17 protein-coding genes are annotated in these 18,845 nt (G+C 70.3%); 10 read left to right on the top strand and 7 right to left on the bottom strand.

Going from position 1 to position 18,845, the window contains the following annotated elements; genetic code table 11:
* Window positions 1-29 precede the first annotated feature (29 nt).
* The 4 genes from murA to ACVW00_RS14510 all read left to right on the top strand — a co-directional run bounded on the left by murA (window position 30) and on the right by ACVW00_RS14510 (window position 5,488).
* Window positions 30-1,331 carry a UDP-N-acetylglucosamine 1-carboxyvinyltransferase gene (gene murA / locus ACVW00_RS14525; protein ID WP_457111609.1) on the top strand — a complete coding sequence of 434 codons (1,302 nt, stop codon included), beginning with the start codon at window positions 30-32 and terminating at the stop codon, window positions 1,329-1,331.
* A 133-nt stretch (window positions 1,332-1,464) separates the two neighbouring features.
* Window positions 1,465-1,797: an STAS domain-containing protein gene (locus ACVW00_RS14520; protein WP_457111608.1), complete on the top strand. Its 333-nt coding sequence runs from the start codon at window positions 1,465-1,467 to the stop codon at window positions 1,795-1,797.
* Between the two features lie 100 nt (window positions 1,798-1,897).
* The gene (locus tag ACVW00_RS14515) at window positions 1,898-3,934 is read left to right on the top strand and encodes a protein meaA (RefSeq protein ID WP_457111607.1); all 2,037 of its coding nucleotides are present in this window, start codon (window positions 1,898-1,900) and stop codon (window positions 3,932-3,934) included.
* A gap of 105 nt (window positions 3,935-4,039) precedes the next feature.
* Window positions 4,040-5,488 (top strand): PAS domain S-box protein, encoded by a 1,449-nt coding sequence (locus ACVW00_RS14510; protein WP_457111606.1) that lies wholly within the window; start codon window positions 4,040-4,042, stop codon window positions 5,486-5,488.
* A gap of 79 nt (window positions 5,489-5,567) precedes the next feature.
* Here ACVW00_RS14510 and ACVW00_RS14505 read toward each other — a convergent pair whose 3' ends face one another.
* Window positions 5,568-5,996 (bottom strand): CBS domain-containing protein, encoded by a 429-nt coding sequence (locus ACVW00_RS14505; RefSeq protein WP_457111605.1) that lies wholly within the window; start codon window positions 5,994-5,996, stop codon window positions 5,568-5,570.
* A gap of 89 nt (window positions 5,997-6,085) precedes the next feature.
* Window positions 6,086-6,757: an endonuclease NucS gene (nucS, locus tag ACVW00_RS14500; RefSeq protein WP_457111604.1), complete on the bottom strand. Its 672-nt coding sequence runs from the start codon at window positions 6,755-6,757 to the stop codon at window positions 6,086-6,088.
* A 154-nt stretch (window positions 6,758-6,911) separates the two neighbouring features.
* Here nucS and ACVW00_RS14495 point away from each other — a divergent pair, with 154 nt between their 5' ends.
* The 4 genes from ACVW00_RS14495 to ACVW00_RS14480 all read left to right on the top strand — a co-directional run bounded on the left by ACVW00_RS14495 (window position 6,912) and on the right by ACVW00_RS14480 (window position 11,742).
* The gene (locus ACVW00_RS14495) at window positions 6,912-8,081 is read left to right on the top strand and encodes a 3-hydroxybutyryl-CoA dehydrogenase (protein ID WP_457111603.1); all 1,170 of its coding nucleotides are present in this window, start codon (window positions 6,912-6,914) and stop codon (window positions 8,079-8,081) included.
* A 56-nt stretch (window positions 8,082-8,137) separates the two neighbouring features.
* A complete protein-coding gene (locus tag ACVW00_RS14490; protein WP_457111602.1) occupies window positions 8,138-9,943 on the top strand; it encodes a 3-hydroxyacyl-CoA dehydrogenase family protein in 1,806 nt (601 codons plus the stop codon).
* A 75-nt stretch (window positions 9,944-10,018) separates the two neighbouring features.
* Window positions 10,019-10,786 (top strand): hypothetical protein, encoded by a 768-nt coding sequence (locus tag ACVW00_RS14485; protein WP_457111601.1) that lies wholly within the window; start codon window positions 10,019-10,021, stop codon window positions 10,784-10,786.
* A gap of 155 nt (window positions 10,787-10,941) precedes the next feature.
* Window positions 10,942-11,742 carry an alpha/beta fold hydrolase gene (locus tag ACVW00_RS14480; RefSeq protein ID WP_457111600.1) on the top strand — a complete coding sequence of 267 codons (801 nt, stop codon included), beginning with the start codon at window positions 10,942-10,944 and terminating at the stop codon, window positions 11,740-11,742.
* On the opposite strand, the gene ACVW00_RS14475 is transcribed toward ACVW00_RS14480, so the two are convergent.
* Window positions 11,732-12,274 (bottom strand): CGNR zinc finger domain-containing protein, encoded by a 543-nt coding sequence (locus ACVW00_RS14475; protein WP_457111599.1) that lies wholly within the window; start codon window positions 12,272-12,274, stop codon window positions 11,732-11,734. The two genes, ACVW00_RS14480 and ACVW00_RS14475, sit on opposite strands and share 11 nt — an antisense overlap.
* A 39-nt stretch (window positions 12,275-12,313) precedes the next feature.
* Here ACVW00_RS14475 and ACVW00_RS14470 point away from each other — a divergent pair, with 39 nt between their 5' ends.
* Both ACVW00_RS14470 and ACVW00_RS14465 read left to right on the top strand, forming a co-directional pair.
* Window positions 12,314-13,291: an EamA family transporter gene (locus tag ACVW00_RS14470; protein ID WP_457111598.1), complete on the top strand. Its 978-nt coding sequence runs from the start codon at window positions 12,314-12,316 to the stop codon at window positions 13,289-13,291.
* 89 nt (window positions 13,292-13,380) lie between these two features.
* Window positions 13,381-14,337 (top strand): IS481 family transposase, encoded by a 957-nt coding sequence (locus tag ACVW00_RS14465; RefSeq protein WP_457109384.1) that lies wholly within the window; start codon window positions 13,381-13,383, stop codon window positions 14,335-14,337.
* 13 nt (window positions 14,338-14,350) lie between these two features.
* Here the strand turns inward: ACVW00_RS14465 and ACVW00_RS14460 are convergent, their stop codons facing one another.
* From ACVW00_RS14460 to mce, 4 genes are all read right to left on the bottom strand, one after another.
* On the bottom strand, window positions 14,351-15,454 hold the full coding sequence (locus ACVW00_RS14460; RefSeq protein ID WP_457111597.1) for an AI-2E family transporter: 1,104 nt from the start codon (window positions 15,452-15,454) through the stop codon (window positions 14,351-14,353).
* Window positions 15,455-15,471: 17 nt separating this feature from the next.
* Window positions 15,472-16,791 (bottom strand): hypothetical protein, encoded by a 1,320-nt coding sequence (locus ACVW00_RS14455; RefSeq protein ID WP_457111596.1) that lies wholly within the window; start codon window positions 16,789-16,791, stop codon window positions 15,472-15,474.
* A gap of 100 nt (window positions 16,792-16,891) precedes the next feature.
* Window positions 16,892-18,229, bottom strand: coding sequence for a crotonyl-CoA carboxylase/reductase (gene ccrA / locus ACVW00_RS14450; protein ID WP_457111595.1), 1,338 nt, complete (start codon window positions 18,227-18,229; stop codon window positions 16,892-16,894).
* Window positions 18,230-18,354: 125 nt separating this feature from the next.
* Window positions 18,355-18,822 (bottom strand): methylmalonyl-CoA epimerase, encoded by a 468-nt coding sequence (gene mce, locus ACVW00_RS14445; protein WP_457111594.1) that lies wholly within the window; start codon window positions 18,820-18,822, stop codon window positions 18,355-18,357.
* Between the last annotated feature and the right edge of the window lie 23 nt (window positions 18,823-18,845).

Raw genomic sequence — 18,845 nt, 5'->3', positions numbered from 1 at the left:
CGGCAGCGGGCTGGCTAGGGTGGCCTGTCGTGGAGAGCTTCCGGATCACCTCGGCGGGGCCGCGGGCGCAGCCGCTGACGGGCACCGTGCACGTCGGCGGGGCGAAGAACTCCGCGCTCAAGCTGATGGCCGCCGCCCTGCTCGCTCCCGGCACCAGCGTGATCAGCAACGTGCCGGACATCCTCGACGTCGAGGTGATGGGCCAGCTGCTGGAGCGGCTCGGGTGCCGCGTCGAGATCACGCACCCGGACGTCGACCCGACCAGGGCCTCCACGAGCGGCGTCGTCCGGATCGATGTGCCGGAGGAGCTGAGCTGGGAGGCCCCCTACGAGCTGGTACGCCGGCTCAGGGCGTCGATCGCCGTGCTGGGCCCGCTCGTCGCCCGCTGCCGCCGGGCCAGCGTCGCCCTGCCCGGCGGCGACGCCATCGGGTCGCGCGGGCTGGACATGCACATGGCGGGGCTGCGTGAGCTGGGCGCCGCGGTGCGGGTCGAGCACGGGCAGGTCGTCGCGGAGGTGCCCGACACCCTCGTGGGAGCCACCATGTGGCTGGACTTCCCGTCGGTCGGGGCGACCGAGAACCTCCTGATGGCCGCGGTGCTGGCGAAGGGCACCAGCGAGATCGACAACGCCGCTCGCGAGCCCGAGATCGTCGACCTGTGCCGGATGCTCACGGCGATGGGCGCGCGGATCGACGGCATCGGATCCTCCACGCTGACCATCGAGGGTGTCGACCGGCTCTCGCCGGCGGAGCACGCGACCGTCACGGACCGGATCGTCGCCGGCACCTGGGCCTTCGCCGCCGCGATCGCGGGTGGCGAGGTCACCGTCGAGGGCGGCGAGCCCCGTCACCTGGACCTGGTCCTCGACAAGCTCGGCGACGCGGGCGCCGAGGTCTCCACCACGCCCGGCGGCTTCGCGGTGCGTGCCGACCGCCGGCTCCGGTCCTTCGACGTGGTGACGCTGCCGTTCCCCGGGTTCCCGACCGACCTGCAGCCGTTCGCGATGGCACTGGCCTCGGTGAGCGAGGGCACCGCGATGATCACCGAGAACGTGTTCGAGTCGCGGTTCATGTTCGCCCAGGAGCTCGCCCGGCTCGGCGCCGACCTGCACACCGACGGTCACCACGCCGTGGTCCGCGGGGTGCCGATGCTCTCCGGAGCACCGGTCGTCGCCCATGACATCCGCGCGGGCGCCGCACTCGTCCTGGCCGGCCTGGCCGGTCAGGGGGTCACGACGGTGACGGAGTCCCAGCACATCGACCGCGGCTACCCGTCGTTCGCGGAGGTGCTGGCCGGGCTCGGCGCCGACGTGGTGCGCGAGGCGTTCTGAGCACTTTGCGAGACCGGATCGGGCATTCCCGTCTCGGTCCTCGGACGCGGGGGGTTGAACCGGGCCGAATCAGGGCAAGGTGCTCATCGTGGGGCCGAGGAGGACGTGGCGCCCGCTTCTCCGGGAGGCTTGGATGCATGACCAGCTCGAACTCGCGACGGACGGCACCACGCTGCGGATCGGCGGTCAGCTGGACGTGCGCTGCATCACCGAGCTGCGCACTGCGGTCTACGACCACCTCGAGGCGCACTCCGGCCACGTCGTCCTGGACCTGTCCGAGGTCGAGTCGGCCGACCTGACCGTGCTGAAGATGCTGGCCGTCGCCAGCCGGTCGGCCAACCAGTCGGGCCACCGGGTGACCGTGCAGGACTGCCCCGACGGCGTACGCCGGCTGCTGCACCTCGCCCACCTGCGCGGACTGGTCACGGTGGAGTCGTCGGCCGACGAGGTCTCCGAGACCGCCTGACGCGGCGGCGACCCGCGCGCGGCGGCCGGTGTGATCTTTCCCGGAGTGAGACACTCCACATCCGATACCGGTCGGTAGCGGCACGTCCTACGCTCGGTCCATGAGTGCCCACGATGCCCCGCAGAAGCCGGTCAAGGACCGTCCCTGGGTGATGCGGACGTACGCCGGCCACAGCTCGGCCGCCGAGTCGAACAAGCTGTACCGGCGCAACCTCGCCAAGGGCCAGACGGGACTCTCGGTCGCCTTCGACCTGCCCACGCAGACCGGCTACGACCCGGACTCGCCGCTGAGCCGCGGCGAGGTCGGCAAGGTCGGCGTGCCGATCCCGCATCTCGGCGAGATGCGGCACCTGTTCGAGGACATCCCGCTGGTGGAGATGAACACCTCGATGACGATCAACGCCACCGCGATGTGGCTGCTCGCGCTCTACCAGGTGGTCGCCGAGGAGCAGAACCCCGGCGTCGACCCCAAGGAGGTGCACGCGCAGCTCGCGGGCACCACCCAGAACGACATCATCAAGGAGTACCTCTCCCGGGGGACCTACGTCTTCCCGCCGGAGCACTCGCTGCGGCTCACTTCGGACACCATCGCCTACACGGTGAACAACATCCCGAAGTGGAACCCGATCAACATCTGCAGCTACCACCTGCAGGAGGCCGGCGCGACGCCCACGCAGGAGCTCGCCTTCGCGCTGTGCACGGCGATCGCGGTCCTCGACGCCGTGCGCGACTCCGGCCAGGTCGCTCCGGAGGACTTCGACAAGGTGGTCGGCCGGATCTCCTTCTTCGTCAACGCCGGCGTGCGGTTCGTCGAGGAGATGTGCAAGATGCGGGCGTTCGTGGCGCTCTGGGAGGAGATCACCTCCGAGCGCTACGGCGTGAAGGACGAGAAGATGCGCCGCTTCCGGTACGGCGTACAGGTGAACTCGCTCGGCCTGACCGAGGCCCAGCCGGAGAACAACGTCCAGCGGATCGTGCTCGAGATGCTCGGCGTGACGCTGTCGAAGAACGCCCGCGCGCGCGCCGTGCAGCTGCCTGCGTGGAACGAGGCGCTCGGCCTGCCCCGCCCCTGGGACCAGCAGTGGTCCCTGCGGCTCCAGCAGGTGCTCGCCTACGAGTCGGACCTGCTGGAGTACGACGACATCTTCGACGGCTCCACGGTGATCGAGGCGAAGGTCCAGCAGATGGTGGCCGAGGCCCGCGCCGAGATCGACCGGATCCAGGCGATGGGCGGAGCCGTCGTCGCCGTCGAGTCCGGCTACATGAAGCAGGCGCTGGTCAGCTCCCACGCCGCGCGCCGGGGCCGCATCGAGAGCGGCGAGGACATCGTCGTCGGGGTGAACAGGTACGAGACCACCGAGGTGTCGCCGCTGACCGCCGACCTCGACGCCGCGATCCAGACCGCCGATCCGGAGGCCGAGCGCGGGGCGATCGCCTCGGTCGAGGCGTGGAAGGCCGAGCGCGACGAGGGCGAGGTCCGGGACGCCCTCGAGGCGCTCGCGACCGACGCCAAGACCGGCGCCAACCTCATGACGGCGACGCTCCGTGCGGCCCGGGCCGGGGCGACGACCGGTGAATGGGCGGACTCGCTGCGGGCCGTGTTCGGCGGGTTCCGGGCGCCGACCGGAGTGGCAGGCGCCGTGGGCGTTGCCGAGGCCGGTGCGGAGCTGACCCGCGTTCGCGAGAGCGTGCGGGCCACCAGTGAGGAGCTCGCCGGCAACGCCGGTGGACGGCTGCGCCTGCTGGTCGGGAAGCCGGGTCTCGACGGGCACTCGAACGGCGCCGAGCAGGTCGCCGTACGCGCGCGCGACGCCGGCTTCGAGGTCGTCTACCAGGGCATCCGCCTCACCCCCGAGCAGATCGTCTCCGCAGCTGTCGCAGAGGACGTGCACTGCGTGGGCCTGTCGATCCTGTCCGGCTCGCACATGGAGCTGGTCCCCGATGTGCTCGACCTGATGAAGAAGGAAGGCCTCGACGACGTCCCGGTGATCGTGGGCGGGATCATTCCCGACTCCGACGCCAGGCGGCTCCTCGACCTCGGGGTGGCTGCGGTGTTCACACCGAAGGACTTCAGCCTCACCGAGGCCATGGCCGGCATCGTCCGCGCGATCCGGAAGGCCCGCGACCTCCCCGTCTGAGCCGACGCCGATCCTCTCCGAGGTTCGCCTGTCGCGAGCCCTGCGGCTCGGTAGCATCAGCCGTCGGGTTGAGGGGCCCGCGGTTGGCACGGACAGGGGAGTCTGATGGACACGGACTCAGGGGAGCGCGCACGTCCAGCGGTGCTGGGCGGGCTGCTGGAGGCTGCCCCCGACGCGATGGTGGTGATCGATGCCGAGGGCGGCATCGTGATGGCCAACGCCCAGGCGGACGGGATGTTCGGGTATGCCGCTGGGGACCTGATCGGCAGGTCCATCGACGTGCTGGTCCCGGCGGGCGTGCAGTCGGCGCACCGCCGGCACCGTGAGGCGTACGTCGCGGACCCGCACCTGCGGCCGATGGGCTCGGGCCACGACCTGCAGGCCCGCCGCAAGGACGGCTCGGAGTTCCCGGTCGAGATCTCGCTCGCTCCACTGCACACGGACGACGGCCTGCTGGTCTCCGCCGCGGTCCGCGACGTCACCCGCAAGCGGCAGGAGGAGCGGCTCTTCCGCGGCTTGCTGGAGGCCGCTCCCGACGCCATGGTCATCGTGGACTCCCAGGGCCGCATCGTGCTGGTCAACGCCCGGGTCGAGGAGTGGTTCGGCTACCACCGTGACGAGCTGGTCGGCCAGTCGGTGGAGCTGCTCGTCCCCGACCGGTTCTCGGGGATGCACGTCACGTTCCGTTCCGGGTACGTCTCCCAGCCGCAGACGCGTCCCATGGGCCTGGCCGGCGACCTCCACGCCCGCCGCAAGGACGGGTCGGAGTTCCCGGTGGAGATCTCGCTCGCACCCCTGGAGACGGACACCGGCCTCCTGGTCTCGGCGGCCGTGCGCGACATCAGCGAGCGCCGTCGTACCCAGGAGGAGGCCGAACGGATCAAGGACGAGTTCTTCGCCACGGTCTCGCACGAGCTGCGCACGCCGCTGACCTCGATGCTCGGCTACAGCGAGCTGATGGCCGACCTCGAGGAGCTGAGTCCCCAGGGCAAGCGCTTCCTCCAGGTGATCGCCCGCAGCGCCGAGCGCGAGCTCCGGCTCGTCGACGACCTGCTCACGCTCGTTGCGATCGAGGACACCGGCCTCTCGATCCGCGCCCACCTGAACGACCTCGAGACGATCGTCCGCGACGCGGTCGAGGCCGCCCGCCCGCGGGCGGCGGAGGTGGGGATCAGGCTGACGGTCGAGATCCCCGGCTTTCCCGTGCAGGTGGAGGTCGACCGCGACCGGGTGGGGCAGGCGATCGACAACCTGCTCTCGAACGCGATCAAGTTCACTCCTGCCGGCGGGGAGGTGCGGGTCCAGCTGCGCAGCCGTGAGGGCTTCGGCGAGGTGGACGTGACCGACTCGGGCGACGGAGTGCGCGAAGCGGACGCCGCGCGGATCTTCGAGCGGCTCTACCGCTCCGGCTCGGCGATCGCCCAGCAGATCCCCGGTGCGGGGCTCGGGCTCACCATCGCGCTCGCGATCGCCGAGGCCCACGGCGGCAGCCTCGCGCTCGTCCGCAGCGAGTCGACCGGGGCCACCTTCCAGATGACGATCCCGCTGGCCTGAGGGCCTTCGGCGCCAGGAAGCCGCGTCCCTGCGCGAGGGGCGCGGCTCCGGCTCGGTGCGACTCGGGTCCGGCTGGCGGTCAGTCGTTGGGCGGGGCAGCCGAGATCGCCTCGACCAGCTCGCCGACCTTGTCCTCCGGGAGGTGCTTGGCCACGTCGGCCTGGCTGACGATGCCGATGAGCGTGTGCCCGTCGATGACCGGCAGGCGGCGTACGTTGTGCTGCCGCATCGTGTGCAGGATCTCCTCGACGCTGTCGTCCGCGCCGATCGTCACCGGCTTGCCCTGCGCGAGCGACTCGACCGTGGTCGTCTTCGGGTCGCCGCCCTCCGCGATGCACCGCACGACGATGTCGCGGTCGGTGATCATGCCCTTGAGACGGTCGTCCTCGCCGCAGATCGGCAGCGCCCCGACCTCGAGGTCACGCATCCTCTTCGCCGCGTCGGCCAGCGTGTCGGTGGCCTTCGCGCACTCCGCGCCGCCGGTCATGATCTCGCGTGCGGTCGTCATCATGCCTCCTTGCCTCGGTTGCGGGTCTCACCTCGGGTCGTACCCGAGGGATGAGGCCCCATTCCGGCGGGGGCGGACGGATCGGTCGGTCAGAAGAGCCGCTCGGTGGGGTCGTCGAGGCCGCGGAGCGCGTCGTAGTCGACCACCGCGCAGGCGATGCCTCGGTCCACGGCGAGGACCCGGGCCTGCGGCTTGATCTCCTGGGCGGCGAAGATGCCGCGCACCGGGGTGAGCAGCGGGTCGCGGTTGAGCAGCTCCAGGTAGCGGGTGAGCTGCTCGACTCCGTCGATGTCGCCGCGGCGCTTGATCTCGACGGCCACCGACCTGCCGTCGGCGTCGCGGCACATCAGGTCGACGGGGCCGATCGCGGTCGGGTACTCCCGGCGTACGAGCGTGAGGCCGGGGGAGAGGCTCGCGGGGTGGTCGGCCAGCAGCTCCTGGAGGTGCTTCTCGACCCCGTCCTTCTGCAGGCCGGGATCGACTCCGAGGTCGTGGGTCGAGTCGTGCTGGATCTCCTCGATCAGGATCCGCAGGGTGTCGTCGTTCTTGCCGGTCACCACCCACTCGACGCGCTCGTCGGAGGAGATCTCCTGGACCGAGCACGGCGGGCTCATCCAGTTGAGCGGCTTGTAGGAGCCGCCGTCGGAGTGGATCAGGACCGACCCGTCCGACTTGAGCATCAGCACCCGGGTGGCCATCGGGAGATGTGCGGACAGCCTGCCCGCGTAGTCGACCTGGCAGCGGGCAACGACGAGTCTCACGAGCGGAGAATCTACCCGGCCCGGCGCTTGTGCGGTGGCTGGCTGTCAGCTCCTGACAGCCAGCCACCGCACAGCGGCGCGACGTGACCGACGCCACAGCCCGAGTCGTGGAATCGCAGGCTACTGATGGGTAGCAAGATGCGATCCTCCCGGCATGACCCCTCCCGAGCAGATCGCCCGCACCCTGGTGCTGCCCTACCTGAACCACGCCGTGCGCATGTACGAGACCGCCTACGCCTCCCGCGGCGACATCGACGCGGCGATGCGGTTCGGCTGCGGCTACCCCGCAGGACCGCTTGCGATGCTCGACGAGCTCGGGCCGGCGACGGTGCGCGACGAGCTCGCCGCTCGCTTCGCCGTGACCGGTGACAACCTCCACAAGCCCGCCGACCTGCTGGAGAAGGTGGTCGCCGAGGGCCGGACCTTCGCCGACGAGCCCTCCGGGGCAGACGCGGCCGAGCCCCAACTGCGGCACGTCATCGACAAGGTCGGCGTGGTCGGCACCGGCACGATGGCGTCGGGCATCGTCGAGGTGTTCGCCAAGAGCGGGTACGACGTCCTGTACGTCGGCCGCACCGACGACAAGGTGTCCGGCGTACGCGCCGCGATCGAGAAGTCGCTGGACAAGGCGATCTCGCGCGGCAAGCTGGACGAGGCCACCAAGGCCGAGGTGCTCGGTCGCCTGACCGGATCCACCTCGCGCGAGGACCTGGCCGACGTCGACCTGGTCGTCGAGGCCGTCGCCGAGGACCTCGCCGTGAAGACGCAGCTGTTCGGCGACCTGGACCGGATCTGCAAGGCGACCGCGATCCTCGCCACCACCACCTCGTCGCTGCCGATCACCGAGTGCGCGAGTGCCACCGCCCGGCCCGAGTCCGTCATCGGCATGCACTTCTTCAACCCGGCGCCGGTGATGAAGCTCGTCGAGGTCGTCACCACCGAGCTCACCGCGCCCGAGGTCGACGAGTCCGTGCGCGCGCTGTGTGCACGGGTCGGCAAGGTGGCGGTGTCCTGCGGCGACCGCGCCGGCTTCATCGTCAACGCGCTGCTGTTCCCCTACCTCAACGACGCCGTGACGCTGCTCGAGTCCGGTGCCCACGACCTGGCGACGATCGACAGCGCGGTCAAGGAGCACGCGGGCTTCCCGATGGGACCCTTCGAGCTCCTCGACGTGGTCGGCAACGACGTCTCGCTGGCCATCCAGAAGGAGCTGTACGCCGAGTTCAAGGAGCCCGGGTTCGCCCCGGCCCCGATGCTCGAGCGGCTCGTCGCCGAGGGCCACCTCGGGCGGAAGACCGGAAAGGGCTTCCACGACTACCGCTGATCACCGGGCGCTGGCCTCGATGACCCCGCCGTGAGCGCCGTGCCATCATGCGGGGCATGACCACTGGAGCACCCGAGCGGACCCCGCGGACCTTCAAGACGATCGGCGTCATCGGCCTGGGCACCATGGGTGCGGGCATCACCGAGGTCTTCGCACGCACCGGCTACGACGTGGTCGGCGTCGAGCTCAACGACGAGACGCTGGACCGTGGGCGCGCCCACCTCGACCACTCCACCGCGCGAGCAGTGGCGCGCGGCAAGCTGAGCGAGGACGACCGCGCCGCCCTGCTGGGCCGGATCACGTTCACCACGGACCTTGCCGACATCAAGGGCGCCGACCTGGTCATCGAGGCCGTGGTGGAGTCGCCCGACGTCAAGAAGGACCTCATCCGCCGGCTGGACGACGTCGTCCGCGACGACGCCGTCATCGCGACCAACACCTCCTCGCTCTCGGTCACCGACCTGAGCACCGCGAACTCGCAGCCCGGACGCGTCGTGGGGATCCACTTCTTCAACCCCGCGCCGGTGCAGAACCTCGTGGAGGTGGTGCGCACCGTGGTCACCGAGCCGGACGTGCTGGAGGACGTGGCGGCGCTGGTGCAGGCGGTCGGGAAGAACCCGGTGATCTGCGGTGACAAGGCGGGCTTCATCGCCAACACGCTGCTCTTCGGCTACCTCAACCACGCCGTGTCGATGTACGAGGGCCGCTACGCCACCCGCGAGGACATCGACGCCGCGATGCGCTTCGGCTGCGGCTACCCGATGGGACCGCTCGCGCTGCTGGACCTGATCGGCCTCGACACGGCGTACGAGATCCTCGAGACGATGTACCGGCAGGGACGCGATCGGCTGCACGCGCCCGCCCCGATCCTCAAGCAGATGGTGACCGCAGGCATGCTCGGGCGGAAGAGCGGCCGCGGCTTCTACACCTACGAGGAGCCGGACAGCCCGGTCGTCGTGGCCGACGAGCGGACCCCGTCCGCCGACGACAAGCCGCAGCTTCGCCACGACATCGCCACGGTGGGCGTCGTCGGCACCGGCACCATGGCGACCGGCATCGTCGAGGTGTTCGCCAAGGCCGGGTACGACGTCGTGTACGTCGGCCGGTCCGACGCGAAGGTCGACGGGGTCCGTACGACGATCGAGCGGTCCCTCGACAAGGCGATCCAGCGCGGCAAGCTGGAGGAGTCCAAGCGCGACGAGGTGCTCGGCCGGCTGACCGGCACGACCAGCCTCGACGACCTCTCGCAGGTCGACCTCGTGGTCGAGGCGATCGCCGAGGACCTCAACGTGAAGACCACGCTGTTCGAGAACCTCGACGAGATCTGCAAGGCGGGCGCGATCCTGGCGACCACGACGTCGTCGCTGCCCGTGATCGCGTGCGCACGGGCGACGAGCCGTCCGGGCGACGTGATCGGGATGCACTTCTTCAACCCGGCGCCGGTGATGAAGCTGGTGGAGATCGTCTCCACGGTCTCGACCAGCGACGAGGTCGCCGAGACGACCCGGGCACTGTGCTCCGCGATCGGCAAGGTGCCGGTCTCGTGCGGCGACCGGGCCGGGTTCATCGTCAACGCGCTGCTGTTCCCCTACCTCAACGACGCGATCAAGATGCTCGAGGCGCACTACGCGACCGCCGACGACATCGACACCGCGATGAAGCAGGGCTGTGCGCTGCCGATGGGTCCCTTCGAGCTGCTCGACGTCGTCGGCAACGACGTGTCCCTGGCGATCCAGCGCGAGCTCTACCTGGAGTTCCGCGAGCCCGGCTTCGCGCCGGCGCCGCTCCTGGAGCACCTGGTCACGGCCGGCTACCTCGGCCGCAAGACCAGGCGGGGGTTCCGGGACTACTCGGGGTCCTGAGGGTTTCGACAGGCTCGACCACCGGCGTGGTCGGGCCCGGCGAAGGCCCTCAGGAGCCGCCCGTAGGCTTGCGACATGGGTCTCCTCGTCATGCTGGCGATCGGCGGGCTGGTCGTCTGGCTGGTGGTCCGGAACAACAAGCGCAAGGCCCTGGAGCGCAAGGCCGCCGAGCTGGAGCCGGTCAAGAAGCTCGCCTTCGAGGACGTCACGGCGCTCGGTGAGGAGCTCCAGCGGCTCGACCTCGAGCTGGCCGGTCGCGCGCTCACCGATGACGGAGAGCGAGCGGACTACCAGCGCGCCCTGGACGCCTACGAGAGCGCGAAGGCGGCCGCCGACCGGATGGACCAGCCCGACGACGTCAAGCACGTCACCGAGATCATCGAGGACGGCCGCTACGCGATGGCCTGTGTCCGGGCGAGGGTCTCCGGTGAGGCACTCCCGACGAGGCGACCGCCGTGCTTCTTCGACCCGCGGCACGGGCCGTCGGCCGAGGACCTCGCCTACACCCCGCCGGGCGGCACAGTTCGCGACGTGCCGGCGTGTGCCCTCGACGCCGAGCGGGTGCGCGCGGGCGCGGAGCCGGACATCCGCAAGGTGATGGTGGGATCCCGGCGGGTGCCCTACTGGCAGGGCGGGCCGGCGTACCAGCCGTATGCGCGGGGCTACTTCGGCGGCTTCGGGCCGATGGACTGGATCTTCATGGGCTTCATGTTCGAGGGCCTCGGCGACGGCCTGGGAGCACTCGCCGGCGGGCTGGGTGAGGGGATCGGCGCGATCGGCGACGGTGTCGGTGACGGGATCGGCTCGATCTTCGACGGCATCGGGGACATGTTTGATTTTTAGGAGGCGCGCCAGCGCCGGAGAAAAATCAAACCATCCAGCACCGCGACTTCCTCGGGCGCGAGCCCGAGTTCCCCGAGACGAGCAAGAGCTGCTCACGAAGATCGGGCGAAGCCCGATGCACGAGACCGACCACAGCAGCCTGAAACACTGACTCCGTGACTTCTGAGGCGAGCCTCCACACCACCACGATCGGCGACCACGGGTCACCGATCGTCTTCCTGCACGGTCTCTTCGGCCAGGGCAAGAACTGGACGCAGATCGCCAAGGCCCTCGCCGGGGAGCATCGGGCCCTGCTCGTGGACCTGCCGCACCACGGTCGGTCGCCGTGGGAGGAGCACTTCGACTTCCTCGAGATCGCCGACCAGGTCGCGGGCGTGCTGCCCGCCGACGAGCCGGTGGCGCTCGTCGGGCACTCGCTGGGTGGCAAGGTCGCGATGGTGCTCGCGCTGCGCCACCCCGAGCTCGTCGAGCGGCTCTGTGTGGTCGACGTGTCCCCGGTCGCCTACCGCACGGCAGACGAGTTCGCCGGCTACATCGCGGCGATGCAGCGCCTCGACCTTGACGCGCTGCGGCAGCGCAACGACGCAGACGAGGAGCTCGAGGAGGCGGTGCCCAACACCACCGTGCGCGGCTTCCTGCTGCAGAACCTCCGCCGCGAGGCCGACTCCTGGCGGTGGCAGGTCAACCTCGACGTCCTCGGTGACGAGCTCGCGGAGCTGACCGACTGGCCGGAGGACCGCCTGACCGGCGTGTCGCCGTACCAGGGCCCGGTGCTCTGGATCGCGGGCGCGCGCTCGGACTACGTCCAGGAGGAGTACGCCGGGGCGATGGACCGCTGGTTCCCCGGCAACCGGCGCGTCACGATCAAGAACGCCGGGCACTGGGTGCACTCCGAGCAGCCCGAGGTCTTCGTCGAGGTGCTGCGCCGGTTCGTGGACCGGGTGCCTACCGACTGACGACGCGCTGCCGGCTGCGGTAGGCCGCGACGGCGTTGCGGTTGCCGCAGGCGGTCGAGCAGAACTTGCGGGAGCGGTTCCGTGAGAGGTCGAGGACGACGCCGTCGCAGTCAGCGTCGGCGCACACCGAGAACCGGGACATCTCGTCGGCCCGGATCACGTCGACCATCGCCATCGCCGTCTCGACCATGATCCTGGTCTCGAGCGGCGCGTCCGGCCCGATCGCGTGGATGTGCCAGTCGATGTCGCCGTGGCGGACCAGCTGGGGCACCGCCCGGGCGTCGGCCAGCATCTGGTTGACGGTGGCGACGGCCTCGTCGCGACTGCTGCCGAACAGGGCGCGCAGCGGCGCCCGGAGCGCCCGCACGGCGTCGAGCTCGGCCTGCGTGTGGGTGTGCGAGCCGGTGTAGACCCAGCGCACGAAGAACCGGTCGAGGTCCTCGACGGCGGCCATGGTGTCCGGGTCGAGCCCTGAGTTCGCCAGCTCGACGGCAGCCAGGAGGGCCGCCTCGGTGTCATGAGTGAAAATCACGTTGACACCTTACCAAGGCCAGCCGTAACGTCACGACTCATGGACGCAATCACTCATGACACCGGTCGTGCGCGAATCGCCGGGCTGTGGCTGGCCGTCCTTTCCGCGGGCTCGTTCGGGCTCTCCGGCTCGCTGGCCAGCGGGCTGATGGACGCCGGCTGGAGTGCCGGTGGCGCGGTCGTGGCCCGGGTCGGCCTGGCCGCGGTGGTGCTGCTCGTGCCGGCCTGGGCCGTGCTCGACGGCCGCTGGCACCTGCTCCGGGCCGACGCGCACGTCGTCGCGGCGTACGGAGTCTTCGCCGTGGGCGGCGCGCAGTTCGCCTACTTCAGTGCGGTCAGGCACATGGACGTCGGCGTCGCCCTGCTGATCGAGTACACCGCTCCGGTCACCGTCGTCTGCTGGATGTGGCTCCGGCACACGCAGCGTCCCGGCCGGATCACGCTGGTCGGTGCCGTGATCGCCGCGATCGGGCTCGTCCTGGTGCTCGACCTGCTCTCGGGCGCCGACCTCAGCACGATCGGGGTCGCGTGGGCGCTGGTCGCGATGATCGGCGCCGCGGTGTACTTCGTGCTGTCCGCCGGCGAGTCCGACCTGCACCCGCTGGTGCTCGCGGACGCCGGGCTTTGGCTCGCCACGGTGGTGCTGCTGCTGGCCGGTGCCGTCGGTGCGATCCCGGTGGAGATGAGCACCGCGACCGTCCGGTTCGACGCCGCTGCCGTGCCGTTCTGGCTGCCGGTGCTCGCCCTCGGCGTCGTCACGGCGGCGATCGCCTACGTCAGCGGCATCGCCGCGTCGCGCCGGCTCGGCCCGCGACTGGCGTCCTTCGTGGCGCTGCTGGAGGTGCTCTCCGGGCTGCTCTTCGCGTGGCTGCTGCTCCACCAGGTGCCCGGGCTCGTGCAGGTGGTGGGCGGGGCCCTCGTCCTGGCCGGGATCATCGTGGTGAAGCTGGGAGAGCCCGCGTCCTTGGCGGCCGACGGGCCCGGTGACGCTGCGCGCGCTAGCTGTACCCGGCCATGACGTGGGTAGCGGGCGTGGCGGCTTGAACGGGTGAGAACCCCCGAATGGGATGTGGCTTGTCTAAGGCCCACTCCAACCCGGAGGTTCTCGTGTCCCACAGTAGTGCCCGCACCACGTTCCAAGGCCGGCTGCTGATCGTTCAGCGGCATCGAGCCGGTTGGCCCCAAGCCCACATCGCGGCAGCGATGGGCGTCTCGCGCAAGTGTGTGAAGACCTGGCTCGACCGGTTCGCCGCGGAGGGTGAGTCTGGTTTGCGCGACCGGTCTTCACGGCCGCATCGGTCTCCGACCAGGACCAGTCCAGCGGTGGAGGCCGCGATCGTCGAGGTTCGGCACCGGGAGCGACGGGGTCCCGACTGGATCGGCGCCGAGCTCGGTGTCCCGGCTCGGACGGTTTCTCGTGTGCTGGCCCGCCATCAGGTGCCGAAGCTGGCAGCGTTGGATCCGATCACCGGGGAGGTGATCCGGGCCAGCAAGGCCACCGCCGTCCGCTACGAACGGGCCTATCCAGGTGCGTTGGCGCACATGGATGTGAAGAAGCTCGGCCGGATCCCCGACGGCGGCGGTTGGCGCGTCCATGGCCGTGGCATACCCCGCGACCGGACCAATGGACCCGGATTCGACTACGTCCACGCACTGGTCGACGACCACTCCCGGCTTGCCTACTCCGAGATCCACGCAGACGAGAAGGGCACCACCTGCGCTGGGTTCCTGGCCCGAGCGCTGGACTACTTCGCGACCCACGGCATCACCGCAGTCGAGGAGCTGATGACCGACAACGCCTGGGCCTACCGCTACTCGTTGCGCGAGATCTGTGCTGTTCGCGGCATCAGACAGCTCTTCATCCGCCCTCACTGCCCGTGGCAAAACGGGAAGGTCGAGCGCCTCAACCGCACCCTGCTCACCGAGTGGGCATACCGCCAGGTGTTCCTCAGCAACGACGAGCGAGCCGCCGCTCTTGCGCCCTGGCTCGAGCACTACAACACTTGCCGCCGTCACAGCGCGCTCGGAGGACTCCCACCTATCAGCCGTCTGCGACCAACCTGATGGCCAAGTACAGCTAGCGCGCGTCCTGCCGCCTGACCCAGACCTCGCGCACGATCAGCAGGACCGCGGCGGCCGTGGGGATCGCGAGCAGTGCGCCGACCACGCCGAGCAGGGCCGCGCCGACGAGCGCGGCGATCACGGTCAGGGCGCCGGGGATCTCCACCGACCGGGACATCACCCGCGGGTAGATGATGTAGTTCTCGATCTGCTGGTACGCCACGTAGAAGATCACGCTGGCGATGCCCATCTTCGGGTCGGTCGCGAAGGCGATGGCGCAGACGATGATCGCGCCCAGCGTCGCGCCGATCATCGGGATCACGTCGAGCAGCGCGACCACGAGGGCCAGCGCCACGGCGTACTCCGCGAGCCCGATGACGACCAGGAAGACCAGCGTGCTGATCCCGGCACACAGCGCGATGATGAAGGCGCCGGAGACGTAGCCGCCGATGCTCCGCACGATCTGGTCGCCCAGCCTGCTGACCCGGTCGCGCCGCGAGGCCGGGGCGAGCTGGTACATCGCGGTCTTGATCTTCGGCAGCGCGGCCAGGAAGTAGAGCGTCAGCACCACGACCACGAAGACGTTGCCGAGCAGCGAGAGCACCTTGAGGCCGACGTTCAGCGCGCCACCGAAGACGGTCTTGGCCAGGTCGCCGGACGCGATGTAGTCCTTCGCCTTGTCGACCAGGTCGTACTGGTCGTTGAGGTCCTGGATCTGCTTGTTGTGGGTGAGCTGGTCGAGCCAGCCGGGCGCGTTGTCGGTGATGGTGGTGATCTGGTCCGTCACCACCGGGACGATCGCGATGATGAACAGCGCGAGCGCGACGAGCACGCCGGAGATCACCACGAGCAGTGCCCAGGGCCGCTTCAGTCCACGGCCCATGAAGTACTCGACGATCGGGTTCAGGCCGGCGGCCAGGAACATCGCGACGAGCACGAGGATCAGCACCGAGCCGATCTGCAGGAAGCGGGTCGCCAGCCAGTAGGCCACGAACAGCCCGAGACCGCCGAGCAGGCCCACGTAGAAGGGCGTGTGCTCCAGCGGCGGGCCGGGCTCACCGTACGGCGAGGACACCGTCTCCGCGTCGGCGGTCTGCTCCGGCACGGACTCGTCGGTCATGCCGGGAACCTACCGAACTACTGCACCTCGTCGTCGGACGCGGCACCGGCAGCGGGCTCGGCGAGCGCGGCCGCGGCAGCCTCGTCGTCAGCGCCGTCGTCCTGGCCGAAGCCGGAGACGACGTCCTTGAGGGCCGCCAGCTGGGACACGATGCCGTCGCGGCGGCGCGACAGCCGGTCCACCTCGGCCTTGATCGTGCCGAGCTCGCGCTCGGCGTCGGCGCGGCCGCTCGACCGGAGGCTCTCGGCGTCCTTCTTCGCGGCGCTCACCATCTGCTCGGCCTCGCGCCTCGCCTTGGAGAGCGCGTGCTCGGCCTCGGTGGCGGCAGACTCGCGGAGCTCGTTGGCGGAGCGGGTCGCCTCGCGCGCACGGTCCTCGGCGGCGTTGGCGCGAGCCTCTGCCTCCTCGACGAGTCGCTGGGTCTCCGCGGTCGCGGTGCCGTGGTGCTCGGCGGCCTCGCGGGCCAGCCGCTCGCGCTCGACGGCCAGGGAGCGCCGCGCCTCCTGGACCTCGCGGTCGACTGCCGCCCGGAGCTGCTCGGCGTCGCGGGTGGCGCTGATCCGCTCGGCATTGGCGGCCTGCTCGGTGGCCAGCCGCAGCTGCTCGGCCTCGCGCTTGGCCGCCGCGAGGTGGTCGTCGGCGTCGGCCTTCAGCCGGCGGCGCTCCGCGTCGATCTCCTTCATCGTGCGGGCCCGCAGCTCGTCGAGCTCGGCGAGCTGGGCCAGCCGCATGTCGTCGGCGTCCCGCTCGGCCCTCGCCCTGATCGCCTCGGCGTCGCGGTCGGCCTGGACGCGCACCTCCGCCACCTGGGCGTTCGCCTGGTGCAGCACCTCGGCTGCCTGCTCCTCGGCGAGGCGGAGCATCTCGCTGGCCTTGCCGCCGAGGCCGGCGTACGACGGTGCCTCGTTCTCGGCCAGCTTCTCGCGCAGCTCGCCGACCTGGGCCTCGAGCGCCTTGAGCTTGCCCTGGGCCTCGTTCAGGCTCGCGATCAGGCCGGCCTTCTCGGCGGCCACGGTGCGCAGGTGCCGGTCGACCGCGTCCTTGTCGTAGCCACCACGTCGCACCAGCGGCAGGTTCGCGCCGGCCGCGGCCGGCCGCCCCGCAGCGGGCGCCTCGGCTGCGCGGGGAACGGCAGCGTCCTGGCCGGCCGAGGACGCCGCGGGTGCGGCCGCCGGGCTCGTGTCCGGCTTCGCCGCCGCCGGCGGGCGGGCAGCGGGGCGCGCCTGCTGGGGGACCGTCGGGCCTGCCGCGCCCTCGACCCGGGGCATCACCTGGGTCGGCGCCTCATCGCCCGACTGCTCCTCGTCGAAGATTGACAGGCCACGGTCTTCAGTCATCGGTTCCCTCGCAGGTAGGCGTGCATCGATCCCCGGTCCAGTGCGACAGTCTGCCTGCTGGGACGCGGTAATCCCAAGGGGATCTCGCTCCCGAGAGGACTCAGACGCCCCGGAACGCGTTGATCTGGTCGAGGTGCTCGGCGCGCAGCTCCTCGTTGCGCACACCGAGGCCCTCCTGCGGCGCCAGGCAGAGCACGCCGACCTTGCCCTGGTGGGCGTTCTTGTGCACGTCGACCGCGGCCTGGCCGACCTCCTCGAGCGGGTAGGTCTGGGACAGGGTGGGGTGGATCATGCCCTTCGCGATCAGCCGGTTGGCCTCCCACGACTCGCGGTAGTTGGCGAAGTGCGAGCTGATGATCCGCTTGAGGTTCATCCACAGGTAGCGGTTGTCGTACTCGTGCATGTAGCCCGAGGTGGACGCGCAGGTCGTGATGGTGCCGCCCTTCCGGGTGACGTAGACCGAGGCGCCGAACGTCTCCCGGCCGGGGTGCTCGAAGACGATGTCGATGTCCTCGCCGCCGGTGAGCTCGCGGATCTTGGCGCCGAAGCGCTTCCACTCACGCGGGTCCTGGGTGTGCTCGTCCTTCCAGAACTTGTAGCCCTCCTCGGCGCGGTTGATGATCAGCTCCGCGCCCATCTTCCGGCAGATGTCGGCCTTCTCGTCGTTGGAGACCACGCAGACCGGGACGCCGCCGCCGTTGAGCACGTACTGCGTGGCGAAGCCGCCGAGGCCGCCGCTGGCGCCCCAGATCAGGACGTTGTCGCCCTGCTTCATGTCACCGCCGTTCTTGCTGACCAGCTGGCGGTAGGCGGTGGAGTTCACCAGCCCGGGGGAGGCGGCCTCCTCCCAGGTGAGGTGACGCGGCTTGGGCATCAGCTGGTTGGACTTGACCAGGGCGATCTCCGCCAGCCCGCCGAAGTTCGTCTCGAAGCCCCAGATGCGCTGCTCGGGGTCGAGCATCGTGTCGTTGTGGCCGTCGGGGCTCTCCAGCTCTACCGACAGGCAGTGCGCGACGACCTCGTCGCCCGGCTTCCAGGCGTTCACCCCGACGCCCGTCTTCAGCACTACGCCGGCGAGGTCCGAGCCGACCACGTGGTACGGCAGGTCGTGGCGCTTGGTGAGCGGCGAGAGCCGCCCGTAGCGCTCGAGGAAGCCGAAGGTCGACACCGGCTCGAAGATCGAGGTCCACACGGTGTTGTAGTTGATCGCGCTCGCCATCACGGCGACGTACGCCTCGCCCGGGCCGAGCTCGGGCAGCGGGACGTCCTCGACGTGGAGTGACTTGCGGGGGTCCTTCTCCTTGGTCGTCATGCCGGCGAACATGTCGACCTCGTCCTTGTGGACGGTCGCTGCGCGGTAGGACTCCGGAAGCGCGAGGTTGGCGTAGTCCTCCGCGGAGGTGTCGCCGGCGAGGATCGCGTCGAGGATGTGCTGCACGTGAGGGCTCCTGCGTCGAGATTCGGATGGGGGAAGCTTCGTGGCGGGCTCGCTGGATGTTACCCGCGGGTTCGGTCGCCGAAGCGCTCGTGTGCGCGACGTCTCACCGCCGCACGTCCGGGATGTCAGTGCGGCGCGGCAGCCGGCTCGACCAGCTCGACGAGCACGCCACCGGCGTCCTTGGGGTGCACGAAGTTGACCCTGCTGTTCGAGGTGCCGCGCCGCGGGGCGTCGTACAGCAGGCGCAGGCCGCGCTCGCGCAGGACCGCGGAGACCGCCTCCACGTCGCGGACCCGCAGCGCCAGCTGCTGGAGACCCGGGCCGGAGCGGTCGAGGAACTTCGCGATGGTCGACTCCGCGGTGAGCGGCGCCAGCAGCTGGATGCAGCCCCCTGAGGGGTCGGAGTCGCCACCGACGCTGATCATCGCCTCACGGACCCCTTGCTCCTCGTTGGTCTCCTCGTGCACCAACGTCATCCCGAACGACGAGGTGTAGAGCTCGATCGCCGCGTCGAGATCGGGGACCGCCACGCCCGCGTGGTCGATGCACACGAACAGGTGCGCGGGCAGGTCGAGGGGGGCAGGTGAGGTCATGGACTCATCCTCGTGCAGACCGG

The organism is Marmoricola sp. URHA0025 HA25 (genome assembly GCF_054059435.1).
The sequence above is the reverse complement of the archived record's forward strand: the minus strand, read 5'-3'. Positions and strand labels throughout refer to the sequence as shown.